Below are 25,005 nucleotides of genomic sequence, written 5' to 3'. Positions count from 1 at the left end.
ATAGTGCCAGCGGACAGACGGACTGGTATGGGAGACAAACCGTCGTCGGGAGAGATTCTCGGGATTCCGTACAACTTCGAGCGTCCGAGCCTCGGACGCCTGCTGTCGTCGTACTGGCAACCGGAGAAGGGGATGCTCGTCGAGAAGCCGTTCGGCATCGGTTACACCCTGAACCTCGCCAACTGGCGGTCGTGGATCGTCCTCGCGGTCGCCGGCGGGCTCTACTACCAGCAGCAGCAGTCGGCCGGCGTCGACGCGTCCGGCGGGTCCGACGAGGACGCCGCGGACGACGGCGACGGACCGGTCGAAGTGATCGTCGACGACGACTGAGGCCGACCGCCGTCCCCGCCCGTGCGGCGTGGTACCGCGATCGGTGATTTTCACCGTTGATTCCGCATCGGTTTCATTTAAATATCAGAAGGACAGTGATACGGTAATGAAAGTCCAGTTCGAGTGCTCGTGTTCGGAGGAGATCTCCGAGTTCACCCGCGGCGAGGCCAGCCGCGGCGTCCACGTCGAGTGCGGGAACTGCGGCGCCGTCTACGCCGTGACGATCACCGAACTGGAGTAGGGGGCGTCGCCGCGGACTCGAACCGGAGCCGGACCGTGGTCCCGTCGTCCGTCGCGTCGAACCGGACGGTGCCGCCCTGCGTCTCGCACATCCACTTGACGAGCCACAGCCCGATGCTGCTCGCGTGCGAGAGCGGCGTCTCCTCTTCGGCCTGTAACACCGCCCGCTCTTCGGGAGGGATCCCCGGGCCGTTGTCGGTGACCTCCAGACAGGTTGTCGTTCCGTTCTCGCGGATCGTGGCCGCGACGCGGCGCGTGGCCCCGTCGTTGTGGGTGACCGCGTTCTCGAACACCTCGCGGATCGGGAACGCGACCGAGTCGTCGGCGCGGATCCACGCCTCGGAGGGCGTCTCGACGGTGACGGCGGCGCCGTCGGCGTCGACGACCTCGACCGCCTCATGGACCGCGTCGACGAGGTCGACGCGACCGTCCGACGGCTCGGCGGACGCGTCCTCGACCACGCGGAGCTTCTCGCTGATGTCGACGACGTCGTCGGTCGTCTGTCGGATCGTCTCCAGGCACTCCCGGCTCCGCTCGTCGTCGATCCGGTCGGCGAGCAGGTCGGTGTACCCCTGGATCACGTTGAGGTCGTTGCGCACGTTGTGTCGGAACACGCGGCTCAGCACCTGTAGCTGCTGGTTGGAGGTTTCGAGGTCCCGGCGGGCGGTCTCCGCCCGGCGGCGGTGGTGCGTGACCGCGCCGTACAGGAGGCCGCCGGACCCGACGACGAGCAACAGGTCGCCGACGAGGTGCGCCGGCGTCCAGTCGGCGACGGATCCGACCGCGGACGCGGTCGCGAGGTCGACCGCGACCGCGAACGCCGCCGCGACGCAGAGGTACGCCGCCGTGAGCGCCGTCGCCGACCGCCCGTAGAGTAGTTCCGGATTATATTTCATTTATATTTAATTTTACTCTCAGTGAATTTTCCTCGCACGAGAGAACTCAACGGCCGGCGTCTTAAGCTTTGACGGCCCGGTAATCCCGTCACCAGGAGGCGCAGTCGGCACAGACGTAGGCGTCCGCTTCGCGCCACCGGCGTTCGACCCGCTCGCCGCACCGGTCGCACGCCGCGCCGTCGGCGTGCCACGTCGACGTGGCGACGGCGGGGTCGGCGTCGGTCGAGTCGGGCGCGTCGTCGGCGTCGGACGTGTCAGCGGAATCTGACACGTCGCCGGCGTCGGCGTCCGTATCGGCGAAGTCGTCGAGCGAGCGGTCCTCGGCCATCTACGCCTCCCGTCGGAGTCGGTCGACGACGTAGTCGCGCTCCAGTTCGCCGAGGAACTCGCCGAGCCGCGGCCCCTGCGTGTCGTCGAAGAAGAGGCGGTAGCCCGCCGCGAAGAACTCGCTGACCTCGACGCCGTGGTCGCGTGCGGTCTCGTACATCGCCCCCTGGATCGCCTCGCCGTCGTGGCCGGCGGCGACGAAGTCGGCGAGGTCGTCGAGCGCGGCCGCCACGTCCTCGTCGAACTCGACCGCGGGGAGGTCTGTCTGGAGCCGGTAGTCGTACTCGTTTCCGGTCCGTTCGGCCCAGTTCCGCGCCTGCTCCACGCGGGCGAGCGCGGCGTCGACCGCGTCGTCGTCGGCGTCGTCCGGGATGTGCCCCTCGTCGCGGGCGAGGCGCTCGCGGAAGTCCGGGTCGTCGACCATCCCGAGGACGGCCGCGAAGGTGTAGGGGAGCCGGATCGGTCGCTCCGCCGGCGGCTCGTCGGGTCGCCCGACGACGAACGGGTAGGCGCGCTCGGCGAAGGCGGTGAGGTCCTCGTCGTCCACCTCGCCGAAGTAGGCGCGCTCGAACCGGTCGAAGCGGTCGACCAGCTGGTCGAGCCGCTCGACGTCGAGGTCGCGGGCCTTCTTCGGGTGGAGCGCGAAGAAGAACCGGAGCACCTCGGGCTCGATCAGGTCGAGCAGCTCCTGGACCGTGACGACGTTCCCCTCCGAGGAGGAGAACGCCTCGCCGTTGAGCGTGAACCACTCGTACACCATCGGGACGGGCGGCTCCTCGCCGAAGACGTTCCGCGCGACGTCGACGCCGGAGGGCCACGACCCCTCCGCGTGGTCCTTTCCGAACGGCTCGAAGTCGGCGCCGAGGACGCCCCACTGGGCGGGCCACTCCAGCCGCCACGGGAGCTTCCCCTCGCGGAACGTCGCGGTGCCCTCGTGGCCGCACCCCTCGATGGTGTTGCCCCCGGCGTCCATGTCGGTACAGGCGTACTCGACGGTCTCCGCTTCGAGGTCGATTCCCGTCACCGTCTCCGTGACCTTCCCGCACGCCTCGCAGACGGGGTTGAACGGGACGTACTCGTCGTCGACCTTGTCCTGGTACGGCGAGAGCACCTCGCGGACGCGCTCGACGTCGCCGAGGACCGTCCGGACCGCGTCGTCGAACGTCCCGTCGGCGTACAGGTCGGTGTTCGACAGCATCTCGACGGGGACGTTCAGCCGGTCGGCGTCGGCCTTCAGCAGGCCCGCGAAGTGGGCCGCGTACGACTCGGCCTCCCCGAACGGGTCGGGGATCGAGGTGTACGGCTTCCCGAGGTTGCGGCCGAGCGCGCCCGCGTCGACCTCGCCGAGCCCGACGATGTCGCCGTCCGCGTTCGCCAGCTTGCGCGGCACCTTCCGCAGCGGGTCCTTGTCGTCGGACGTGAACACCTGCCGGACCTCGTGGCCGCGGTCGCGCAGCACCTCGGCGACGAAGTAGCCGCGCATGATCTCGTTGAAGTTGCCGAGGTGCGCGACGCCCGACGGCGAGACGCCGCCCTTGATCACGATGGGCTCGTCGGGGTCGCGCGCCTCGACCTCGTCGGCGACCACGTCGGCCCAGAACGCGTGGAAGGCCTCGCCGTCCCCCTCCACCGCACCCTCGCCCTCGTCGGCGGCCCCCTCGTCGAGCGCGGCCCGCTCAGAGAGGATGTGCGGGGAGTCGTCGGGCGCGGAGCTCCCCGCGTCCGCCGCTCCGTCCGCTGCGTCGTCCCCGCTCATCGCTCCTCCGTCCAGGAGCTCGGTTCCTCGCCGCCGACGGGGACCACGTCGGTCCCGGTGTGGTCGCCGTACAGCGCGGCGTCGACGACGGCGCTCGGGTCGGTGCCGTCGAGCACGATCGACCGGATGCTGGCCCGGTCGATCAGCTTCGCGGCGAGCAGGTCGACGGGCGCGGAGGCGCCGGCGTCTCGGCTCATCGGGAGGACGACCTCCACGAGCTCCGCGGGCGACAGCTCCGCGAACTGGGCCGCGTCGGGGTCGGCGTTGGGGTCGGCGTCGTACACGCCGTCGGCGCTCGTGGCGTACACGAGCAGGTCGGCGTCGACCGACTCGGCGAAGGCGGCGGCGACCGCGTCGGTGGTCTGTCCCGGGGTGACGCCGCCCATCACCGCGACCTCGTCGCGGCGGAGGGCCGCGCCCGCCTCCTCGTAGTCGGTCGCGGGCGCGAGGCTCGCGCGGTCGCCGAGCGCGGCGATCAGCAGCCGGGCGTTGAGCCGGGTCGTCCCGATCCCGAGCCGGTCGAGCTCGACCTCGTTGGCCCCGATATCGCGGGCCGTCTCGATGTACTCGCGGGCGACGCCGCCTCCGCCGACGACGACCCCGACCTCGCAGCCGTCGGCCACCAGCCGTTCGATCGCCTCGGCGTACGCGGCGACGCGCTCGGGGTCGAGGTCCGGCGCGAGCACGCTCCCGCCGACAGAAACGACGACTCTCATTGGCGACGAGTATCCCTGTCGCGGTCTTAAGGATTGCCAAGCCCGGACGCGTCGGAGGCGCCCCGCGGTCGGGGCTCCGGGCCGCCCGGGAAACGCCTAAGCCGGTCGCGGCCCGCTCTCGGGTATGCGACCGATATCGATCGTCGGCAACGGGGCCCCGGCGCTGGCGCGGCGGCTCGCGGCGCGGCTCGACGGACGGGTGGCCCTCGTGGAGCGCGACGACCTCGACGGAGACCGGCCGCACGAACCGGGCCCGAGCGACCGGGCGGCCGACGGCGGAGCGGTCGAGGGCGAGGTCGTCGACCCCGCCGGGCGCCCCGACGCCGACACCGAGATCGCGCTCGACGCGGACGGGAACTGGAGCGGCCGGGGGCGCGTCGAGGGGTTCGACGACCTGCTCGACGGGCTCGCCCCCGACCACGACTACCTCGTGGCGGTCGGCGAGTCGCGGCTGCGCGTGCCCGCGGTCCTGCTCGGCGCCGACGCCGACCCCGAGGGCGTGCCGGGGACGGTCCTCGCGACCGCGGCGACGGCCGAGGGCGTCGACCTCGACGGGCTCGTGGCCGCCCTCGACGAGGCCGAGCCGTGGATCACCCGCGAGACGCTGGTGGACCGCGTCGAGGCGTCCGCGGACGCCGAGCTGTCGGGCGCGATCGCCACGTTCACCGGCTGCGTGCGGGCCCGCGACGCCCCGGGCGACGACCGGACGACGCACCTCGCGTTCGAGAAGTACGAGGGGGTCGCCGCGGAGCGGATGGACGCCATCGCGGCGGAGCTCGCGGAGCGGGACGGGGTCTTCGACGTGCGGATGCACCACCGAACCGGAGTGATCGAGGCGGGCGAGGACATCGTGTTCGTCGTCGTCCTCGCCGGACACCGCCGGGAGGCGTTCCGGACGGTCGAGGACGGGATCGACCGCCTGAAAGACGAGGTGCCGATATTCAAGAAGGAGGCGACGGAGTCGGAGACGTTCTGGGTCCACCGGCGGGACTGAACGGCCCGCGAAGGGAGTTCGAGTCGGCGCGCCGAGGAGATCCGGGCCCGGATCGCGGCCGCAGACGGCCCGATCGAGGGGCGCGCAGAGGACGCACGGGGGGCGCGCGAGGGTCGCGTCCGTGCTCCGAGGCGGCGTTAATCGGCCCATTTTGCCGCTTATTCGTCCGACGAACGCGGAGGCAGAGGAGAATCGCTTACCGAGCGGCCGGCGGCCGAAACGCCCTCAAAATCGATTATAAAATTTCTACTGCGTTCTGGAACCGTTGTAAAGAGTCCGTCAGACACGTTTTACCTCGGGGCGAGGGGTGAAACGCCCTGAAACCCCCTGAACGTCGCCCAACGGTGTCACCTTTATAACACCCTCCGGCGGCAAGCGTGGGATGTACCATGAGCGCGACAGCGAACCCCTCCACGAACGCGAGCGCAGACGACGACCGCAGCAAGGAAGAGCGGCTGAAACAGTACCTGCTCGACCGCGCCCAGGACGGCGAGATGTACTTCAAGGGGAAGTTCATCTCCGAGGACGTCGACCTCTCCCCGAAGGAGATCGGCGCCCTGATGGTGAAGCTCCGCGACTCGGCGACAGAGCTCACCGTCGAGAAGTGGTCGTACACGGGCGCGACGACCTGGCGCGTCGAGCCCGCCTGACGCCCCCGGTCCGCCGACCGACGCTCGCAGCACCGCCTCTGACGCACACCGCCGCACCGGATCCCGCGGCTCGGTCCCCGACTCGCGCTTTCTGACCCCGCACGCGTCCGCCGCCCCGGCGAGCGGACGACCGGCCCCGCTTCCGACTCGTTCGCCGACGCGGGGTTTATACTCGCAGACCAGTTACGACGTGACGATGCCAGAACACGAGGACGCGGCGGCGACCGGCGACGGCGCCCCGCGTCCGGAGCCCCTCCGGACGTTCTTTCGGATCGACGAGGTCCGCCGCGAGGACGGCCGCGTGCGGTACCGCGGCGAGTCGTACGTCCCGGAGCGGACGCTGTTGCGGAAGCTGACTCCCCACTTCCGGGAGGCGGGCTACGAGGTCGACGTGGAGGCCGTCGACGACGGGCATGTCGTCGTGGCGACCCCGTTCGACCGCGGCCGCGACGGGATACCCTGGGTGAACGTCGCCATGTTCGCGGCCACCGTGCTGTCGACGCTGTTCGTCGGCGCCTACGGCTGGTACTACGTCCCGCTCGCCGAGATACAGTCGAACCCCCTCACCCTGCTCCAGGCGTGGCCGTTCACCGCCGCCGTCCTCGGCGTCCTGATGACCCACGAGCTCGGCCACTACGCCGCCGGCCGATACCACGGCGTCCCCGTCTCGCTTCCGTACGTGATCCCCTTCATCTTCCCCTTCGGGACCCTCGGCGCGGTGATCCGGATCCGCGGGCGGATGCCCTCGCGGAAGGTCCTCTTCGACATCGGCGCCGCCGGACCGATCGCGGGGCTGGTCGCGACGGTCGCCGTGACCGCCGTCGGGCTCTCGCTCGACCCGATCGGGGTGCCGGCGGAGCTCGCGAACTCCTCGGGGCCGGTGATCCGATTCAACAACCCGCCGCTTCTGGACCTCATCGCCGGCGTCCTCGGCCAGCCGACGAGCTACGGCGATCCGCGGCTGAGCGCCCACCCGGTCGTGATCGGCGGCTGGGTCGGGATGTTCTTCACGCTCCTGAACCTCCTCCCGGTGGGCCAGCTCGACGGCGGCCACATGGTCCGAGCGATGCTCGGGCCGCGACAGGAGACGGTGGCGGCGCTCGTCCCCGGCGCGCTGTTCGCCGTCGCCGCCTACCTCCACTTCTGGCGTGGCCTCGGACTGAACGAGTCGGTCGGGCTCTGGGCGTTCTGGGGAGTGTTCGCGGCCGTGATCGCGTTCAACGGTCCGGCAAACCCGGCCGACGAGGACGGCGTGGGACTGCCGCGGCTCGCGGTCGGCCTCGCCACGTTCGCCGTCGGCGCGCTCTGTTTCCTCCTCGTCCCGATCCAGGTCGTCGGGGCGTGACGCCGCGATGAGCCGGCCCCTCTCGTCGCTGCGCGCCCGGGTCGAGCGGCGCGGCTTCCGGACGCTGTACCGCCTCGCGGACCTCACCTACGCGCTCGGCGTCGCGACGCCGAAGCGCACGGTCGCGGGGCGGTACTGGAGCTACGAGCCGACGAACCCCCACGGCGACGACCCCGGGCTCGACGCGCTCGACCGACTGCCCGACGACGCGGTGGTCCTCGACGTGGGCGCGCACGTCGGCGAGCACGCCGTCCCGCTGGCGCTGGGCACCGACCGCCGGGTGGTCGCGTTCGAACCGAACGGCGAGAGCGCGGACCGGCTGGCGCGGAACGCCGACCGGAACGGGCTGGGCGGCGGAGGCGGGGCCGGCGGCGTGATCGACCTCAGACGCGCCGGCCTCGGCGACGCGAACGCGACGCTCACCTTCTACCGCTCGACGTACTCGAAGTGTTCCGCGTTCGACCGCGAGTCGGCGACCAGGTGGGGCGCGAGCGTCGCGGGCACGGAGTCGGTCCCCGTCCGCCGGCTCGACGACCTCGTCGACGGCGTCGGTGGCGAGGGGACGGACGGGGTCGGCACCGTCCCTCCGCCGGACGCGATCAAGGTCGACGTCGAGGGGCACGAGGCCGCGGTCCTCCGGGGCGCGACGGCGACGCTCGCGACCCACCGCCCGCTGCTCGTCGTGGAGGTCCACGAGGCCGCCGAGGCGGCGGCCGAGGACGCGAAGGGGGGTTCGGAGGAGACCGCGGCCGGATCCGGCTCCGCCGCCCTCCGCGAGTGGCTGGCGGCGCGAGACTACGCGGTCGAGGAAGCGGAAGACGTGTGGATCTGTCGGCCGGAAGAGGCCTGAAGCGGCCCGTTTCCGGGAGGGAACGGGTCAGTCGTCGCGCCGCTGCTTCATCCCTTGACGGGTGAACTGCGGGGTGGCACGGAGCCCGCGCTGCTTGCGGAACGAGCGGTACAGGGCGATCGCGAGCGGCGCCGCCAGCGCGAGGACGACGGCGGCGAGCCGCCAGTTCTCGGCGAACGAGTAGAGGATCGTCGCGGAGAGGACGCCGACGGCGAGCAGCACGGAGTAGGCGATCCGCATCGCCAGCTTCTCTAACACCTTCGTGTCGTCCTCCAACACGACGTTAACAGTCAGGTCGTCGCGGTTGGCGCGGTCGAGGAACTCGTCGGCCTTCGGGGGCACCGTGAACAGCGCCTCGGTGGTGCGCTGGACCTGCCGCCCGGCGTCCTCGGCGAGGTCGCGGGCGGTCTGCTCGTAGTACCCCTCCTCGCGGAGGTAGTCGGTCGCCGTCGAGATGAAGTCGAACTCGGGGTCGAGCGTGACGCAGACGCCCTCGACGACGGTGGCGACCCGGAGGACCAAAGCGAGGTTCGGCGGGAGCCGCAGCGGGAACTCGTAGATGGTCGACTCCACCTGCTCGATGATCTGGTTCACCTGGTACTGCTCGATGTCCTCGCCGCTGGCGTCCGCGATGGCTAACTCCATCACGTTGCCCATCACCTCGCGGTCGGCCTCCGGCGAGAGCGTCCCCATCGAGATGAGCGTGTCGAGGATGGCGTCGATGTCCTGTCGCGCGACCGCGACGTAGAAATCGACGATCTTCTCCTGGATGAACGGGTCGACCCGGCCGGCCATTCCGAAGTCGTAGAAGATCACGGCGCCGTCGTCCGCGACCGCGAGGTTCCCAGGGTGCGGGTCGGCGTGGAACACCCCGTCCTCGATGATCATCTGGAGGTACACCTCCTGAAGCGTCTCCGCGACCTCCGTCCGGTCGTGTCCCGCCTCGTCGAGCGCGTCGATGTCGCTGATCTTCGTGCCCGGGACGTACTCCATCGTGAGCACGCGCGGGCCGGAGACCGGCTCGTACGTCTCCGGGATCCGGATCCGGTCCTCGTCGGCGAAGTTGCTCCGGATCTCTTCAAGCATCGTCCGCTCGCGGGCGTAGTCCATCTCCTCGCGGATCGTCTTGGCGAACTCGTCGGCGAGGTTCTCCAAGGAGAACGCCCGGCCGGCGCCGGTGAACCGCTTGATCAGGGGGATCGACCAGCGGATCGTTCGGAGGTCGGCCTCGACGAGGGACTCGATACCCGGTCGGCGGACCTTCACGGCGACGTCGTCGCCGTCGTAGGTGGCGGTGTACACCTGTCCGAGGCTGGCGCCGCTTATCGGGTCGCGGTCGAACTCGTCGAAGACGTCGTCGACCGGGCCGAACTCGTCTTCGAGGACGACCTTCGACTCCTCCCACGGCGCGGGCGGCACGTCGTCCTGGAGCCCCTCCAGCACCTCGATGTACGCCGGCGGGAGGATGTCCGGCCGCGTCGAGAGGATCTGGCCGAGCTTGATGAACGTCGGGCCGAGGGTGAGCAGGATGTCGAGCAGCACCGCGGCGCGCTCGCGCTGGATCTCGGCGTCGACCTCGCGGCTCCCGCCGAACAGGAAGTATCGGCGGCGGTCACGCCAGTAGGCGATGATGAGCGGCGAGAACTGCCGCAGAACGACGACGAACCGCCAGTAGGCGCGAAGGTTGACCAGCGTGACCACCCGTCAGGCGTCGCCCTCGTCGTCGGCGTCGTCGACGGGGATGGTCCGGGAGACGTCCCGCTCCCGCTTGGGGACCGATATTTCGAGGACGCCGCGGTCGATCTCGGCGTCGGCGCCGGCGCCGTCGGCGTCGGTCGGGAGGGGGAGTTCCGCGTCGAGGAACAGCGGGCGGTCCTCGCGGACGTACTCGAACCCGTCGGGGACGGTCTTCTCGCGCCGGCCCTCGATCTCGATGCGCCCGTCCTCGACGAGCACCTCTGTCGTCTCGGCGGCCGCGCCTGGGAGGTCGACGACGAGGACGTACCCGTCGTCCGACTCGAGTAGGTCCGCAAACACCGCGTCCGGGAGGTCCCGGAGCGCGTCGCGTAGCGCTGACATGAACGCGGGTAGGGTCGCCGCGGCGAAAAAGCTGTGGAAAACCGGGAGTCCCCGGACCGGATCGGGCAGACCGCTCGGATCGCGTGCGGCGACCGCGGACCGCTCCGGCGCGATCGACCGCGTCGAGTCACTCGGTGTCGCCGATGTCGAGGTCGAACTTCCCGAGGTCCTCGCCGTGGGACTCGCCGGGGAGGATGTCGCCGAGCCCCGCGCCGAACGCGGCGGCGGCCCAGACGACGGCGATCCGCCCGGCCCGTTCGAGCGCGGTCGGGTCGCCCTCGTGGAGCCGGCCCCAGAACAGCAGCATGCTGGCCGACGTGGCCAGCGAGACGACGAGGACGCCGGCGTACCGGCGGGGGACGAGTCCGAAGATCGGGTGCCGGATCGCGATCTGCCGGAAGTCGGCGAAGTAGAGGAGGCCGGCGACCGCGACGAGGATGAACCCCACGTGACCGATCAGGAGGACCGGGACGCCCGCGACGGTCGTCGCCGCGAACCAGGCCGCGATCTCGAAGACGCCGCCCTCGACGAGCAGGGGGAGCGCGAAGAGCACCGCGCCAACGAACGACTCGGCGAGGTCGCGGGAGGTGTACTTGGTGATCCGCCCGGCGAGCGCGCCGGTCCCGGGCATCCGCTCGACGAGCGAGATGGTCTGCCTGACCTTCTCGCGCTCGTGGCCCTCGTCGACGGTGTCGCTCAGGGCGTCGAGCTTCGCGAGCAGGTCCTCGATGTCGGGCTCGGCGGGGGCGCCCGCGGCGTCCGCCCGGTCCCCGGATCCGTCCGCGCGACCCGTGTCCGGCTCCCGTTCGTCGCTGTCGACCATGTGGCCCCGCGACGCGCGGGCGACCTAAAAGGGTGCCTCCGAGCCTCGGGCGTGGAGGGTGCCTCCGAGCTGCGGACGGCGCGCGGTGACCGGTGACTGCGGTCCGCACGGCCGCGGCAACTACAGTCGGCCGAGGAACTCCGCGAGCGCGTCGTTGAACGCCGTCGGCCGTTCGAGCATCGCGAGGTGGGCGGCGTCGGGAATCTCGGTCCGCTCCCCCTCGGGGATCTCCGCCGCGAGGTACTCGTGGTACGCCGGCGGGGTGAGCCCGTCGTGCGCGCCGACGACCGCGAGCGCCGGGACCGCGACCTCGCCGAGCCGGTCCCGAACGTCGAACCGGTGGCACGTCAGGAAGTCGCGTTCGGTGACGGCGCGCCCGCAGGCGCGCATGGCCGCCTCGGAGAGCTCGACGTACTCCGCGGGCGCGTCGTGGAAGAGCCGGTCCGGCTCGTGGAGCAGCGAGACCGCCCGCTCGAAGTCGTCGGCGAGCGCGTCGCGGAGCGGTTCGGCCACCGCGAGCTTCGCGCCCGTGCCGGCGAGCACGAGGCCGTCGAGCGCGAGGTCCCGCTCTAAGGCGACCCACAGCGCGACCGCGCCCCCGAGCGAGTTCCCGCAGAGGACCGTCGCGTCCGTCGCCTCGGCGACCGCGACGACGTCGTCCGCGTACGCCTCGAGCGCCTCGCGGCCGGCGGACGCCGTCGCGTCGCCGCTGTCGCCGTGGCCGGAGAGGTCGACCGCGACCGCGGGGAAGCGGTCCGCGAGCCGCGCCTGCGACTTCCAGACGTCCTTCGTGCCGCCGCTGCCGTGGACGAGACAGACCGTCGGTCCGTCGCCGCCGCGGTCGAACCGGCGGTACGCAGTCTCGCGGCCGTCGTGGGTGACCCGTTCCATGTCCGAGCGGTTCGGCGCCGAGCGGGATAAACGCCGGAGGGATCCGGCCCGCGGACCGGCGATCCGCACCGGCCCCGAATCCGATCGCTCGACGGCGCCCGATCGCCGGGTGATCTAGTCCGAACCGCTACACTACCGATGCGATCGAAAACACTCACGTCATGCGATTTTGAGCGACAAGTTTATATGTCTTTGCGACTAACTCGTAGTTAGGATGAATCACATACAGACCCGATCGACCGGCGAGGGCGCGCTGCTGCGCCGGTACGAGTACGACGACCGGTGGATCGTCGCCGCCGACCTCGGGGCCGACGACGATTCGGTCACCGTCGACACCGTCGGCGAGACGGCGATCGTCGTCGTGGAGGGACCGGACGGTCCGGTCGAATCGGAGTTCGAGCTGCCGGGGACGGCCGTCGACGCGGCCGTGAACAACGGCGTGCTCACCGTGGAGGGCGAGCGATGAAGCTGACCGTCAAGCCGCTGAAACAGAAGGACGCCGGTCGCCGCCTCGCGGCGATCGACCGCGTCGCGGCCGAGGAGCTCGGGCTCTCCGGCGGGGACATCGTCCGCGTCGAGGGCGGCGACGGGGCCGCGATCGCCCGCGTCTGGCCCGGCTACCCCGAGGACGACGGCACCGGCGTGATCCGCATCGACGGCCGCCTCCGCCAGGAGGCCGACGTGGGGATCGACGACCGCGTCACCGTCGAGGACGTCGACGTCTCGCGGGCGGACGCGGTGACGATCGCCTTCCCGAGCCAGCTGCGGGTGCGGGGACAGATCGCCCCGTTCATCCGCGACAAGCTCTCCGGACAGCCCGTCACCGAGGGACAGACGATCCGGACCTCCCTCGGCTTCGGGCTGATGGGCGGCCAGTCGCAGGCGGTCCCGATGAAGATCGCCGAGACGAGCCCCGGCGGCACGGTCGTCATCACCGACGAGACCGACATCTCGATCTCGGAGATATCCGCCGAGGAGATCGCCGACCGCGGCGACACCGCCGGCGGCACCGGCGAGGGCCCCGACGTCACCTACGAGGACATCGGCGGGCTCGACGACGAGCTCGAACAGGTCCGCGAGATGATCGAGCTGCCCATGCGGCACCCGGAGCTGTTCAAGCGCCTCGGCATCGACCCGCCGAAGGGCGTCCTGCTCCACGGCCCGCCGGGCACGGGGAAGACGCTGATCGCGAAGGCGGTCGCCAACGAGATCGACGCGGACTTCCACACGATCTCCGGCCCGGAGATCATGTCGAAGTACTACGGCGAGAGCGAAGAGCAGCTCCGCGAGGTGTTCGAGGAGGCGTCCGAGGAGTCGCCGGCGATCATCTTCATGGACGAGCTCGACTCCATCGCGCCCAAGCGCGAGGAGGCCGGCGGCGACGTGGAGCGCCGCGTCGTGGCCCAGCTCCTCTCGCTGATGGACGGGCTCGAGGAGCGCGGCGAGGTCGTCGTCATCGGGGCGACGAACCGCGTCGACGCCATCGACCAGGCGCTCCGCCGGGGCGGCCGCTTCGACCGCGAGATCGAGGTCGGCGTCCCCGACCGCGACGGCCGCAAGGAGATCCTCCAGGTCCACACGCGGAACATGCCGCTGACCGACGGGGTCGACCTAGACGAGTACGCCGAGAACACCCACGGGTTCGTCGGGGCCGACCTGGAGTCGCTCGCGAAGGAGTCCGCGATGCACGCGCTGCGGCGCATCCGGCCGGAGATCGACCTCGAAAGCGACGAGATCGACGCCGACGTGCTGAACAGCATCCAGGTGACCGAGGCGGACTTCAAGGAGGCGATGAAGGGCATCGAGCCCTCCGCGCTCCGCGAGGTGTTCGTCGAGGTCCCGGACGTCAGCTGGGACCAGGTCGGCGGCCTCGAAGACACCAAAGAGCGGCTCCGCGAGACGATCCAGTGGCCGCTCGAGTACCCCGAAGTGTTCGAGGAGCTGGACATGGAGGCCGCCAAGGGCGTCCTGATGTACGGCCCGCCGGGCACGGGGAAGACCCTGCTCGCGAAGGCGGTCGCCAACGAGAGCGAGTCGAACTTCATCTCGATCAAGGGGCCAGAGCTGCTGAACAAGTACGTGGGCGAGTCCGAGAAGGGCGTCCGCGAGGTGTTCAGCAAGGCCCGCGAGAACGCGCCGACGATCGTGTTCTTCGACGAGATCGACTCGATCGCCACCGAGCGCGGGCAGAACTCCGGCGACTCCGGCGTGGGCGAGCGCGTCGTCTCCCAGCTGCTGACGGAGCTCGACGGGCTCGAATCGCTGGAGGACGTGGTCGTCATCGCGACGACGAACCGCCCGGACCTCATCGACTCGGCGCTGCTGCGCCCCGGACGGCTGGACCGGCACGTCCACGTGCCCGTCCCCGACGAGGCGGCGCGCCGCCGGATCTTCGAGGTCCACGCGCGGGACAAGCCGCTGGCGGACGACGTCGACCTCGACGCGCTGGCGCGCAAGACCGAGGGGTACGTGGGCGCTGACATCGAGGCGGTCGCCCGCGAGGCGTCGATGAACGCCTCACGAGAGTTCATCGGCAGCGTCACCCCGGAGGAGGTCGGCGAGTCCGTCGGTAACGTCCGCGTGACGATGGCCCACTTCGAGGACGCGCTGCGCGAGGTGAACCCGAGCGTCACCCCCGAGACGCGCGAGCGCTACGAGGAGATAGAACAGCGGTTCAAGCGGTCGGAGGTCGACCGCGACGAGGCCGAGCCGGGCGCCGCGTTCCAGTAAGCCGAGCGCCCGTCCCGTTGGCGGGGCGGCTCCCCCGTCGGTTCGTTATACGACGCCCAGCGTCGACAGCAGGTAGAACGCGGCCACGACGACGATACCGATCGTGACGAGCCGCCACGCGAGCTTCAGCACGAACTTGCCGACGACGATGATCAGCGCGACGGCGACCAGGGCGACCAGCAGCTGGCCGATCTGACTGCCGAGCAGCGCGGCCTGTGCCGGCGCGACGAGTCCCGCGAACGCGAGCGACGGTGCGGTCATGTCCGGGGTCACGGCGAGGCCGGGCATAAGCTTGTGGGACGAGGGCGGACCCAGTTGTCGATCGTTGATATATCGGCGGCAAGAACTGCGTTGAGCCCGCCGCGCGCTCCGCCCGAGGACGGACACAGAGAGACGAGCGGCCGTCGTTACCGGGGAAATCTCCGGCCGACAACCCCCCTTTTGTTCCGGTGGGAGGCCGCTTCCGTCGCACGGTTTGGTCGTTCGACGACCAGTTTCACTCCGGTCTACCCATGCTTATGTGTACGGAGTCCGTCTCTTACCGACGTACCGTAGTCAGCGTCAGACGCGCCGGACCGACGTTACATACCGAATCAGACATGTAGATGCCGGGCAGGTCCGAACATCCGAACCTACAAGGGCCCGCCTCGCCAGTACACCAACACTACAGATGACCCATATCCCACGCCAAGCCAGCGGGGTGGCCGCCGAATGAGCAGCGACGGCGTCACCGCGGACGGAGTCGAGCTACCGATCAAACGCACCACGGGCGAAACCATGGAGGAGCGGCTCACGGGCAACGCCTACCACAACATCCTACCCGCGCGCTACCTCCGGAAGAACGCGGACGGCGAGCCGGCGGAGGACCAGGAGGAGCTGTTCGACCGCGTCGCGCGCAACGTCGCGCTCGCGGAGGCCGTCTTCGAGGCCGAGAAGCAGGGCGTCGAGGTCACCGTCACGCCCGACCAGCTGAAGCCCGACCACCCGCGACGCGACGAGCTCGCCGAGGAGGTCTTCGGCGCGGGCACGACCGCGGCGGACGACGCGGAGACGACGCTCACCGCCCACAACGTCAACAAGTTCGCGTACGAGACGGTCGTCCCCGAGCTGCCCGAGAGCGTGCGCGACCACGTCGAGGCGACGGCGGAGACGTTCCGGCAGGGGATGGAGTCGCTCTCGTTCATGCCGAACTCCCCCACCCTGATGAACGCGGGCGACGAGCTCCAGCAGCTCTCCGCCTGCTTCGTCGACTCGCCCGGCGACGACATCACCGACATCCACCAGACCGCCAAGGAGGCGGCCGAGGTGTTCCAGTCCGGCGGCGGCATGGGGTACGCGTTCTGGCAGCTCCGCCCGTACGGCGACTCCGTCGGCTCCACCGGCGGCATCGCGTCCGGTCCGATCACGTTCATGCGGACGTTCGACCAGATGTGCGAGACCATCGCGCAGGGCGGCGCGCGCCGCGGCGCCCAGATGGGCGTCATGCGGGTCTCGCACCCCGACGTCATCCAGTTCATCCACGCGAAGAACAAGGACGTCTCCCTGGCCCACTCGCTGCGCCTGAACGACCCCGACGACTTCACGCACAACTCCTTCGCGGACGCCTTAGAGGAGGCCCGCGACCTCATCGACGAGGACGAGAAGGTGCCCGAGCACCTCCGGAACGCCGTCGAGGGACACCTCTCGAACTTCAACATCAGCGTCGGCGTCACGGACGACTTCATGGAGGCGCTGGAGAACGACGAGGAGTTCACCTTCACCAACCCGCGCACGGAGGAGCCCCACGTCGCGACGCCGGAGACGAAGGAGCTGTACGACATGTTCGGCCTCGGCGAGCACGTCGAGGTCGGCGAGGAGCTCTCCGTCCCGGCGGCCGAGATCTGGGACCACATGATCGAGGGCGCCCACGAGAACGGGGAGCCGGGCGTCGTCTACCTCGAGCGGATCAACAAGGAGCACTCCTTCGACGTCGAGGAGCATCCGGAACACCGGATCCTCGCGACGAACCCCTGCGGCGAGCAGCCCCTCGAGGAGTACGAGGCCTGTAACCTCGGCCACATCAACCTCTCGACGCTCGCCGACCTCGACGCGCCGGACTGGCGCGTCTGGTCCGACGAGCACGCCGACGAGTACGACTCCGAGGCGGCCGCCGTCGAGGCGTTCCTAGACGAGGCGATCGACTTCGAGGCGTTCGACGAGCGGATCGCGTACGGCACCCGCTTCCTCGAGAACGTCGTCACGATGTCCGACTTCCCCGTCCCGGAGATCGAACAGAAGGTCCGGGACATGCGGAAGATCGGGCTGGGGATCATGGGGCTCGCGCAGCTGTACGTCCAGCTCGGCGTCCGCTACGGCTCCGAGTCGGGCAACGAGATCGCCCGCCAGCTGATGACCCACATCAACCACGAGTCGAAGCTCGCCTCCCACGAGCTCGCCGAGGAGCGCGGGACGTTCAACGACTGGGAGGACTCGAAGTACGCGAACCCGACCGAACACCGCGACTGGTTCGAGCACTACACCGGGCTCGACGCCGACGAGTGGGCGGACGGCTTCCCGATCCGCAACCACAACACGACGACGATCGCCCCGACGGGCACGACGTCGATGATCGGCAACACGACCGGCGGCTGCGAGCCCATCTACAACGTCGCCTACTACAAGAACGTCTCCGACGACGTCCAGGGCGACGAGATGCTCGTCGAGTTCGACGACTACTTCCTGCGCACCCTGGAGGCCAACGACGTCGACGTCGACGCGGTCAAACAGGAGGCCCAAGAGCAGATGGCCGAGAACGCGTTCGACGGCGTCGAGGGGTTAGAGACGGTGCCGGACGCGATCGGCGAGCTGTTCGTCGTCACCGGCGACCTCTCCGCGAAGGACCACGCCGGCGTCCAGGTCGCCTGTCAGAAGGGCGTCGACTCCGCCATCTCGAAGACGGTGAACGCGCCGAACGACTCCACGCTCGACGACGCCAAGGAGGTCTTCGAGTACATCTACGAGAACGGCGGGAAGGGCGTCACCTACTACCGCGACGGCACCCGCTCGAAGCAGGTGCTCACGACCCGCGCGCAGAACACCGAGTTCGCCGACGAGACCGAGGCCGCCGAGACCATCGTCGAGCAGATCAACGACGTGTTCGGCGGCGTCGAGGCGTTCCTCGACAACGAGGACGTCCGCGCGGCGATCGACGCCGAGGTCGCGGACCTCCTCGAAGCGACGGAGCAGACCCGGATCGACTACAGCGAGCGCAGCCCGCGCCCCGACTCCCTGAACGGCGTCACGCAGCGCGTCGAGACGGGCTACGGCAAGCTGTACGTCACCATCAACGAGGACGAGAACGGGCTGCCGTTCGAGCTGTTCGCGAACATCGGCCACTCCGGCGGCTACACCAACTCCTTCACGGAGGCGCTGGCGAAGGTCATCTCGACGGCGCTGCGCTCCGGCGTCGACCCCGAAGAGATCGTCGACGAGCTTCAGGGCACCCGGAGCCCGAAGGTCGCCTGGGACAAAGGCGAGCAGATCCAGTCGATCCCGGACGCCATCGGCACCGCACTGCGGCGCTACCTCGACGACGACGTCGACAAGGGGATCCCCCAGCAACAGAGCCTCGACGACGTCGAGGAGGCCGCCTCCGGCGCGGGTCGCCCGAGCCAGACCGACGGCGGCGCGGTCGACGCCGGCACGGCGACCGACGCTCCGAGCGGGCCCGGGCCGGCGGCGGACGACGACGCCGCGGACGCGGACGACTCGACGCAGGAGCTCATCGCGGCGGGCGAGTCGCCCGAGTGCCCCGAGTGCGGCGGCATGAACCTCTACTACTCCGAGGGCTGCAAGACGTGCGAGTCGTGCGGCTGGTCGGAGTGTTAAGCTAACACACCTCTTCTCTCGTGTTTTATGACGAATAGTTCGACGCCCGAACACCGGCACGCTCATCCAGACGCCGATTACTCGGTTCCGGTAAAGTACGGACGCTCCCGAGTCAACGTGGAGATAGGTATTACTGACGGGAGCGTCGACTGGTTTCTCGTTCAACTGGAAGAGAACATCGGGGAACAGTACGGAGAGCGTGACTGGCGACAGGTCGCTCGGTTCGACCACCACCCTGATTCAGCGTGGGGGCACGACGTCGAGTCGGAACGTCTCCACCTTGACCTATATCGAGGCGGCAAGAAAGTTGACGTTCAGCGCGGGTTCCCGGCAGTAACGGCGGAGAACGCGCCAGCGTACTGTGAGCGATTCCTCACAGAACGTGCTGACGACCTTCTCGAAAGATACGGTCCGCAAAACGGCTAATACCTACCGCTCTTCTTCTGGGACCGATTCCAAGTCGTCGAGTTCTGGAATCGGTTTGTCGTCCGCGGAGAACGTATCCACTGGTTCATCCGTTTTTTCGGATAAAACTGCCTCCGCGGATTTTGTTTCGTGTGTAGGCATGTTTTCGTACGCTGGAATTGTTTCCCTTAGACAAATAGCTTGTTACTGATTTTCGTGGAGCTCGATCTAAACACTGTATCGTACTGAGTGGAATAAAAGAGGCGACGGCTCGCGTTTAGTCGTCTTCGAGCGCCTGCGCGATGCGCTGGAGCTGGCGGGTCGCGTCGCGGACCTCGTCGCGGAGCTGGCGCACCTCGCGGACGAGCTCCTCGTTGCCGCCGTCGTCGCCGCGGGGGCCCTGCTCGCCCTGCGCGCCGGGGCCGCCGCCCATGCCGGGCGGGCCGCCCGCGCCGCCGGGACCGCCGCCGCCCATCATGCCGGACATCATCTGCGCGAAGGGGTTCCCGCCGCCGCCACCGCCCATCCCCGGCGGGCCGCCGCCGCCCATCATCTCCTCGGGGTCGGGGCGGTCGCCCTCCTCCCGCTCCTGCTCGCGTCGCTCGCGGATCTCCTCGACGCGCTCGCGGAAGGACTTCTCCTCGCCGTCGTCGCCGTCGGCGGCGTCGCCCTGTTCGCCGGCCTCGCCGTTCTCGGGGTCGGTGGCGTCGTCGTCTGCCATGCGCCACGGTTCGGCGGCGCCGCCGAAAAGGGTTGCCGTGGCGTCCGCGACGGTGCGTTTATAACCCGGGGCGGCCGGTCGGCCCCTCACTCGTGGCCGGAGACGCGGACCGGCTCGTACGGCGCTTCGAGCCAGTCGAGGTCGGAGTCGGAGAGGTCGACGTCGAGCGCCTCGACCGCGTCTTCGAGGTGTTCGACGCTGGTCGTTCCGACGATGGGCGTGTCGACCCACTCCTTGTGGAACAGCCACGCCAGGGCGATCTGCGCCATCTTCACGCCCTTCTCGGCCGCGAGCTCCTCGACGCGCTCGTTGACCTCGCGGCCGCCGCCCTCGCGGTACGGGTGCGCGTAGAGGTGCTCTTCGGTCTCGCCGCGGAGGGTGGCGTCCACCTCCTCGTGGGGGCGCGCCAGGTAGCCGCGCGCGAGCGGGCTCCACGGCATCACGCCGACGCTCTCCTTCTCGCAGAGCGGGAGCATCTCGCGTTCCTCCTCCCGGTACGCGAGGTTGTAGTGGTTCTGCATCGTGGCGAACCGCTCGTACCCCTCGCGCTCGCTGACGCGGAGCGACTCCGCGAACTGGTGGGCCCACATCGAGGAGGCCCCGACGTACCGCACGTCGCCGCGCCGCACCGCGTCGTCGAGCGCGGCCAGCGTATCCTCGATCGGGGTGTCGTCGTCCCAGCGATGGATCTGATAGAGGTCGATCGTGTCGGTGTCGAGCCGGTCGAGGGAGTTCGACAGCTCCTGTTCGATCGCCTTCCGCGAGAGCCCGCCCGAGTTCGGGTTCGACTCGTCCATCTGGAAGTACCCCTTCGTCGCCACGACGAACTCGTCGCGGTCGTGGCCGTCGAGCGCCTCGCCGAGGACGCGCTCGCTCGCGCCGTTCGAGTACATGTTGGCGGTGTCGAAGAAGTTCACGCCGAGCTCGATCGCGCGTTCGACCAGCTCTTTCCCGTCTTCCTCGTCGAGGACCCACTCGCGCCAGTCGGGGTCGCCGAAGCTCATACAGCCGAGACAGATCTTCGAGACGGTCGTCCCCGTGTTCCCGAGCGTCGTGTATTCCATGCCTCGATCAGTGCGAGGCGCGGCAAAAAGCTACGCGCGGCGGCGGAGGGGGCCGGGAACCGATCGGATCGCCGGCGGGCGTCGGCGCGTCAGTTACGGAACGACGCGGTGTACACGAGGAACGCGCCGGTGAGGATGACGAAGGCGAGGAACGTCACGAGCGCGAGCACGTTCGCGATCGGCGAGAGAGGGTCGAGGAACGACTGGCCGGTCGAGTCGAGTACCAGGACGGCGAGGAGGGCGGCGATCAGACCGAGCAGCCAGTTCGTGAGGATCTCGTCCATGAACCGCCCGACACGCGGGGGCGACAAAAAGCCGCGGATGCCGCGACGGTGCGGGACGCTCGGCGATCGGGGAAATCCGCGGCGCCGCCGGAGCTATGTCGGTGGCGCCCGTGGATCGGGTACCGTGAGCGACCGGACGACCTGCTGGCTGCTCGGCGACCAGCTCAACCCCGACCTCGACGTCCTCGACGCCGCCGACGACGTGCTGCTGATCGAGGCACACGGCTTCGCCGACCGGAAGCCGTACCACGCCCACAAGCTGACGCTCGTGTTCTCGGCGATGCGGCACTTCCGCGACGAGCTCCGCGAGCGCGGCCACGACGTGACCTACGTGCGGACCGAGTCGTTCGGCGAGGGGCTCGACGAGTTCTTCGCGGAGCGGGACGCGAACGGAGGAGACGGCCCGCGCCTGCGGCTCATGCGCCCCGCGAGCCACGGCGCCGGCGAGCGGCTCCGCGGGCTGGTCGCCGAGCGCGGCGGGACCCTCGACCTCGTCGACAACGAGCTGTTCTGGACGACGCCGGCCGACTGGCGCGAGTGGGCGGGCGACGGCGACGGACCGCTCGTCGGCGACGACGGCGCCGCCGAGCGCACCTTCCGGCAGGAGAACTGGTACCGGCACGTCCGCCGCGAGACGGGGGTGTTGATGGACGACGGCGACCCGGTCGGCGGGGAGTGGAACTACGACGACCTGAACCAGGAGACGCCGCCCGACGGCTGGGAGCCGCCGGCGCGACCGGCGTTCGAGCCGGACGAGCTGACCCGCGAGACCCACGCGTGGGTGTGCGAGCGGTTCGACACGTGGGGCAACGACTCGCTCGACGAGTTCGCGTGGCCGGTGACCCGCGACGGGGCGCGCGAGGCGCTCGACCGCTTCGTCAGCGACGGGCTCCCCGCGTTCGGTCGGTATCAGGACGCGATGGTCGGCGGCGAGCCGTTCTGCTCGCACTCGCTGCTCTCGCCGGCGATCAACCTCGGCCTGCTCGACCCGCGCGAACCGGTCCGGGCGGTCGAGCGCGCCTACGCGGAGCGCGGCGTCGACCCGGGCGGGTACGACCCGGCGGAGCACGGCGCGTCGGGCGGGGCGACGGCGTCGCTCGACGACTTCGGCGACGGCGCGGAGTCGGCGGAGTCAACGGAGCCGGCGCCCGTCCCGCTCAACGCCGCGGAGGGGTTCGTCAGGCAGGTGATCGGCTGGCGAGAGTTCGTGCGTCACGTCTACCGCGAGGCGATGCCGGAACTGGCCGACGCGAATCAGTTGGGACAGGACCGGGACCTCCCGCCCGCCTACTGGGACGGCGACACCGACATGCGGTGTCTCTCCGAGGCGGTCGGCCACGTCCGCGAGTACGGCTACGCCCACCACATCGAGCGCCTGATGGTGCTGTCGAACTTCGCGCTGGTGTACGGCGCCGACCCGGCCGAACTGAACGAGTGGTTCCACCTCGGGTTCGTCGACGCGTACCACTGGGTGACGACGCCGAACGTCGTCGCGATGGGGTCGTTCGGCACGGACGTGCTCTCCTCGAAGCCGTACGCCTCCTCCGGGAGCTACGTCAACCGCATGAGCGACCACTGCGCGGACTGCCCGTACGCCGTCTCGCGGACCACCGGCGAGGGCGCCTGCCCGTTCAACGCGCTCTACTGGGACTTCCTGAAGGAGAACGAGGATGCGCTGCGCGGCACCGGGCGGATGGGGCTGATGTACTCGCACGTCGACGGCAAGGACGACGCCGAGTGGGAGTCGATCCGCGAGCGCGCGGCCCGGGTGCGCGAGCTGGCGGCCGACGGAGAGCTGTGAGCGTTCGGGGAGCGTGCGGGACCGAGGGGAGAAGTAGGTCCTACTCGCCGCTCGCGAGCCGGCGCAGCCGCGGGAGCGCCTGCTCGTAGCCGAGGCCGACGAGTCCGACGTACAGCGCGATCAGTCCCATGCCGACGGCCCACGCGCCGAGCACGAGGTCGCCGCCCGAGACAGCGGAGAGCCCGAACCGTTCGAGCACGACGCCGACCGCGGCGGCCGCGCCGGCGCCGACGGTGACGGCGAGGAGTTCGACGAGTTCGACCGCGACGGCGGGTACTTCGACCATACCGGAGGGGAACGGTCGGTGATTATGACTCTTTCGAGACGCCGGGATTCCGGGCTCGGGGCGACCGCGGCGGCGTCACTTCAGTCCGAACGACCGCATGGCGGTGTCGACGAGCCCCTTCGCGATCAGCGCGAGGCCGGCGAGCAGCACCATCACGGCGCCGGCGATGACCGGGTCGCGGACGGCGATGATCCCGACGGCGGCGACGACGACGACGAGGCCGGCGATGCCTTCGAGTCCGAGCGTGTCACGCATATCGTCGGGTGGTCGTCGGTCGTGCTTAAAAGGGGCGGATGCGCGCTCCGGCGGAGAGCGGCCCTTTTATTTCGACGAGCGCGTATCACCGCGTACGCATGAGCAACGGAGACGGCGGCGGTCGGAACGACCTCCGGATGCCCGACGACGACGAGGTGTTCGCGGAGGTCGTCGAGATGCTCGGCGCGAACCGGGTCAAGGTGCGCTGCGCGGACGGGAAACAGCGAACCGCCCGCATCCCCGGTCGCATGCAGAAGCGCGTGTGGATCCGCGAAGACGACATCGTCCTCGTCGAGCCGTGGGACTGGCAGGACGAGAAGGCCGACATCTCGTGGCGCTACGAGAAGAGCGAGGCGGAACAGCTCCGCGAGGAAGGCCACTTACAGTGAGTCGTCGAGGGTGAGTTGGCGATTGAATCCTTCGGGTGTCGGACCATTTATAAATAAATAACTGGCCGCGGATCGGCGGCGAACAACGCCGAAGCCCCAGCCGGGAGGCGGCCGTACGCTCGCTGCGCTCCTCGGTCGCTCACTTCGTTCGCTCCCTGTGGTGCTTACGTCGCCTACGGCCGCCTCCCGGCTGCCCCTTCGAGTCCCGCCCCGCACAGCACCGCACCTCACGCCTCCCCAGCCTCGTCGCTCCCTCCGGTCGCGACTCCCTCGCGCGTGCTCCTCGCGCCCGAGGGGCGCTCGGAGGCACGCGCCACCGCGAAATGTTGTCGCCGTCGTCGCGCTCGCACCGCGCTTAAGTCCGAACGGACCCCAGCGAGCGTATGCTCAGGCTCGCGATGACCACCGACGCGGAGACGTTCGAGCGCGTGCGCGGGCCGCTCGCGGACCGCGGCATCGACGTGGGCCACGTTCAGGCGAAAGAGCGGACGCTGCGGGTCTCGGAGGGCGAGGCCGGCGAGGGAGTCCCGGCCGACCCCGACGAGTTCGAGGGGTTCGACGTGGGACTCGTCTACCCCACCCGCCTGATGGAGGGCGCGGTCGTCGACGAGCGCCTCGGCGTCCCGTGGGTGAACGGCCGGGACGCGGTGGTGACCTCGCGGAACAAGGCGGGCGTGCTGGCCGCGCTGTCGGCCGCGGGGCTGCCCACGCCGAAGACGACGCTCGTGTCGAACCCCGTCGACGAGTCGGCCGTCGTCGACGCCGCCGCGGAGTTCTCCTATCCCGTCGTCGTGAAGCCGAACTCCGCGACCCGGGGCGTCGGCGTCGCGACCGCGACCGACCTCGACTCCCTGCTCGGCGTCGTCGACTACCTGAACCTGATCCACGACTACCGCGCCACCGGCGACAAGTCGTTCCTGATCCAAGAGTACCTCCCCGACGCGCGCGACTACCGCGCGATGGTCGTCGACGGCGCGTACGCCGGGGCGGTCGAGCGCGTCCTCGACGACGACGCGCTCGCGGCCGGCCGGTGGAAGCACAACGTTCACCGCGGCGCGACCGCCCGCGGCGTCGACCTCGACCCCGAGGCGCGCGACCTCGCCGAGCGCGCGGCCGCGGCGCTCGGGATCGACTACCTCGGCGTCGACCTGCTCGCGACGGGCGACCGGCTCGTGGTCAACGAGACGAACGCGCGGCCGACCGTCGACGCCGCGACGAAGTACGAGGACGGCTTCTACGACCGGTTCGCGGCGCTGATCCGACGGACCGCCGATGACGGGTGAAGAGCGGGGGCGCCGGGCGATCG

At 69.9% G+C, this 25,005-nt stretch carries 27 protein-coding genes; 13 read left to right on the top strand and 14 right to left on the bottom strand.

Annotated features, from left to right (window positions below; translation table 11 throughout):
- Positions 1-27: 27 nt before the first annotated feature.
- Both AMR74_RS02960 and AMR74_RS19775 read left to right on the top strand, forming a co-directional pair.
- Positions 28-330: a DUF5808 domain-containing protein gene (locus AMR74_RS02960; protein WP_053770564.1), complete on the top strand. Its 303-nt coding sequence runs from the start codon at positions 28-30 to the stop codon at positions 328-330.
- Positions 331-436: 106 nt separating this feature from the next.
- The gene (locus AMR74_RS19775) at positions 437-571 is read left to right on the top strand and encodes a hypothetical protein (protein ID WP_017343858.1); all 135 of its coding nucleotides are present in this window, start codon (positions 437-439) and stop codon (positions 569-571) included.
- Here AMR74_RS19775 and AMR74_RS02955 read toward each other — a convergent pair.
- From AMR74_RS02955 to pyrH, 4 genes are all read right to left on the bottom strand, one after another.
- Positions 555-1,466: a sensor histidine kinase gene (locus AMR74_RS02955; RefSeq protein ID WP_053770563.1), complete on the bottom strand. Its 912-nt coding sequence runs from the start codon at positions 1,464-1,466 to the stop codon at positions 555-557. The two genes, AMR74_RS19775 and AMR74_RS02955, sit on opposite strands and share 17 nt — an antisense overlap.
- Positions 1,467-1,554: 88 nt before the next feature.
- A complete protein-coding gene (locus AMR74_RS02950; RefSeq protein WP_053770562.1) occupies positions 1,555-1,794 on the bottom strand; it encodes a DUF7573 domain-containing protein in 240 nt (79 codons plus the stop codon).
- Positions 1,795-3,549 (bottom strand): lysine--tRNA ligase, encoded by a 1,755-nt coding sequence (gene lysS, locus AMR74_RS02945; protein WP_053770561.1) that lies wholly within the window; start codon positions 3,547-3,549, stop codon positions 1,795-1,797.
- The gene (gene pyrH, locus AMR74_RS02940) at positions 3,546-4,265 is read right to left on the bottom strand and encodes a UMP kinase (RefSeq protein WP_053770560.1); all 720 of its coding nucleotides are present in this window, start codon (positions 4,263-4,265) and stop codon (positions 3,546-3,548) included. The genes lysS and pyrH overlap by 4 nt, the downstream gene beginning before the upstream one ends.
- 124 nt (positions 4,266-4,389) lie before the next feature.
- Between pyrH and AMR74_RS02935 the strand changes: the two genes are divergently transcribed.
- The 4 genes from AMR74_RS02935 (at position 4,390) to AMR74_RS02920 (ending at position 8,104) form a co-directional block, all read left to right on the top strand.
- Positions 4,390-5,259 (top strand): molybdopterin synthase, encoded by an 870-nt coding sequence (locus AMR74_RS02935; protein WP_053770559.1) that lies wholly within the window; start codon positions 4,390-4,392, stop codon positions 5,257-5,259.
- Positions 5,260-5,648: 389 nt separating this feature from the next.
- On the top strand, positions 5,649-5,909 hold the full coding sequence (locus AMR74_RS02930; RefSeq protein WP_053770558.1) for a DUF7123 family protein: 261 nt from the start codon (positions 5,649-5,651) through the stop codon (positions 5,907-5,909).
- Between the two features lie 196 nt (positions 5,910-6,105).
- Entirely contained in the window at positions 6,106-7,254 is a 1,149-nt protein-coding gene (locus AMR74_RS02925; protein WP_053770557.1) for a site-2 protease family protein, read from the top strand.
- 7 nt (positions 7,255-7,261) lie between these two features.
- A complete protein-coding gene (locus AMR74_RS02920; protein ID WP_053770556.1) occupies positions 7,262-8,104 on the top strand; it encodes an FkbM family methyltransferase in 843 nt (280 codons plus the stop codon).
- A gap of 27 nt (positions 8,105-8,131) precedes the next feature.
- Here AMR74_RS02920 and AMR74_RS02915 read toward each other — a convergent pair whose 3' ends face one another.
- The 4 genes from AMR74_RS02915 to AMR74_RS02900 all read right to left on the bottom strand — a co-directional run bounded on the left by AMR74_RS02915 (position 8,132) and on the right by AMR74_RS02900 (position 11,897).
- Complete coding sequence (locus AMR74_RS02915) at positions 8,132-9,805, bottom strand: ABC1 kinase family protein (RefSeq protein WP_053770555.1); 1,674 nt, start codon at positions 9,803-9,805, stop codon at positions 8,132-8,134.
- Positions 9,806-9,808: 3 nt separating this feature from the next.
- Positions 9,809-10,183, bottom strand: coding sequence for an Hsp20/alpha crystallin family protein (locus AMR74_RS02910; protein WP_053770554.1), 375 nt, complete (start codon positions 10,181-10,183; stop codon positions 9,809-9,811).
- A gap of 127 nt (positions 10,184-10,310) precedes the next feature.
- Positions 10,311-11,006: a hypothetical protein gene (locus AMR74_RS02905; protein ID WP_053770553.1), complete on the bottom strand. Its 696-nt coding sequence runs from the start codon at positions 11,004-11,006 to the stop codon at positions 10,311-10,313.
- Positions 11,007-11,126: 120 nt separating this feature from the next.
- Positions 11,127-11,897, bottom strand: a complete 771-nt coding sequence (locus AMR74_RS02900) for an alpha/beta fold hydrolase (RefSeq protein ID WP_053770552.1) — start codon at positions 11,895-11,897, stop codon at positions 11,127-11,129.
- A 214-nt stretch (positions 11,898-12,111) separates the two neighbouring features.
- Here AMR74_RS02900 and AMR74_RS02895 point away from each other — a divergent pair, with 214 nt between their 5' ends.
- A complete protein-coding gene (locus AMR74_RS02895; RefSeq protein WP_053770551.1) occupies positions 12,112-12,363 on the top strand; it encodes an Hsp20/alpha crystallin family protein in 252 nt (83 codons plus the stop codon).
- Positions 12,360-14,627 (top strand): CDC48 family AAA ATPase, encoded by a 2,268-nt coding sequence (locus AMR74_RS02890; RefSeq protein ID WP_053770550.1) that lies wholly within the window; start codon positions 12,360-12,362, stop codon positions 14,625-14,627. Before AMR74_RS02895 ends, AMR74_RS02890 begins: the two co-directional genes overlap by 4 nt.
- A gap of 45 nt (positions 14,628-14,672) precedes the next feature.
- Here AMR74_RS02890 and AMR74_RS02885 read toward each other — a convergent pair whose 3' ends face one another.
- Positions 14,673-14,915 (bottom strand): hypothetical protein, encoded by a 243-nt coding sequence (locus AMR74_RS02885; RefSeq protein WP_053770549.1) that lies wholly within the window; start codon positions 14,913-14,915, stop codon positions 14,673-14,675.
- Positions 14,916-15,338: 423 nt separating this feature from the next.
- Between AMR74_RS02885 and AMR74_RS02880 the strand changes: the two genes are divergently transcribed.
- Together AMR74_RS02880 and AMR74_RS18360 are read left to right on the top strand one after the other, a co-directional pair.
- Entirely contained in the window at positions 15,339-18,494 is a 3,156-nt protein-coding gene (locus tag AMR74_RS02880; RefSeq protein WP_053770548.1) for an adenosylcobalamin-dependent ribonucleoside-diphosphate reductase, read from the top strand.
- 27 nt (positions 18,495-18,521) lie between these two features.
- Complete coding sequence (locus tag AMR74_RS18360; protein ID WP_137705189.1) at positions 18,522-18,920, top strand: DUF7718 family protein; 399 nt, start codon at positions 18,522-18,524, stop codon at positions 18,918-18,920.
- A gap of 256 nt (positions 18,921-19,176) precedes the next feature.
- On the opposite strand, the gene AMR74_RS02875 is transcribed toward AMR74_RS18360, so the two are convergent.
- The 3 genes from AMR74_RS02875 to AMR74_RS02865 all read right to left on the bottom strand — a co-directional run bounded on the left by AMR74_RS02875 (position 19,177) and on the right by AMR74_RS02865 (position 20,968).
- Complete coding sequence (locus AMR74_RS02875) at positions 19,177-19,620, bottom strand: hypothetical protein (protein WP_053770547.1); 444 nt, start codon at positions 19,618-19,620, stop codon at positions 19,177-19,179.
- 86 nt (positions 19,621-19,706) lie between these two features.
- Complete coding sequence (locus AMR74_RS02870) at positions 19,707-20,684, bottom strand: aldo/keto reductase (protein WP_053770546.1); 978 nt, start codon at positions 20,682-20,684, stop codon at positions 19,707-19,709.
- 89 nt (positions 20,685-20,773) lie between these two features.
- Positions 20,774-20,968 (bottom strand): hypothetical protein, encoded by a 195-nt coding sequence (locus tag AMR74_RS02865; protein ID WP_053770545.1) that lies wholly within the window; start codon positions 20,966-20,968, stop codon positions 20,774-20,776.
- A 124-nt stretch (positions 20,969-21,092) separates the two neighbouring features.
- Between AMR74_RS02865 and AMR74_RS02860 the strand changes: the two genes are divergently transcribed.
- Positions 21,093-22,769, top strand: coding sequence for a cryptochrome/photolyase family protein (locus tag AMR74_RS02860; protein WP_053770544.1), 1,677 nt, complete (start codon positions 21,093-21,095; stop codon positions 22,767-22,769).
- 40 nt (positions 22,770-22,809) lie between these two features.
- On the opposite strand, the gene AMR74_RS02855 is transcribed toward AMR74_RS02860, so the two are convergent.
- Positions 22,810-23,055 carry a hypothetical protein gene (locus tag AMR74_RS02855; RefSeq protein WP_053770543.1) on the bottom strand — a complete coding sequence of 82 codons (246 nt, stop codon included), beginning with the start codon at positions 23,053-23,055 and terminating at the stop codon, positions 22,810-22,812.
- A gap of 75 nt (positions 23,056-23,130) precedes the next feature.
- On the bottom strand, positions 23,131-23,310 hold the full coding sequence (locus AMR74_RS02850) for a DUF7470 family protein (RefSeq protein WP_053770542.1): 180 nt from the start codon (positions 23,308-23,310) through the stop codon (positions 23,131-23,133).
- 98 nt (positions 23,311-23,408) lie between these two features.
- Between AMR74_RS02850 and eif1A the strand changes: the two genes are divergently transcribed.
- The gene (eif1A, locus tag AMR74_RS02845; RefSeq protein WP_004597376.1) at positions 23,409-23,699 is read left to right on the top strand and encodes a translation initiation factor eIF-1A; all 291 of its coding nucleotides are present in this window, start codon (positions 23,409-23,411) and stop codon (positions 23,697-23,699) included.
- A gap of 383 nt (positions 23,700-24,082) precedes the next feature.
- Positions 24,083-24,982 carry an ATP-grasp domain-containing protein gene (locus AMR74_RS02840; RefSeq protein ID WP_053770541.1) on the top strand — a complete coding sequence of 300 codons (900 nt, stop codon included), beginning with the start codon at positions 24,083-24,085 and terminating at the stop codon, positions 24,980-24,982.
- Positions 24,983-25,005 lie beyond the last annotated feature (23 nt).

Source organism: Halorubrum tropicale, from assembly GCF_001280455.1.
GTDB lineage: Archaea > Halobacteriota > Halobacteria > Halobacteriales > Haloferacaceae > Halorubrum > Halorubrum tropicale.
The sequence above is the reverse complement of the archived record's forward strand: the minus strand, read 5'-3'. Positions and strand labels throughout refer to the sequence as shown.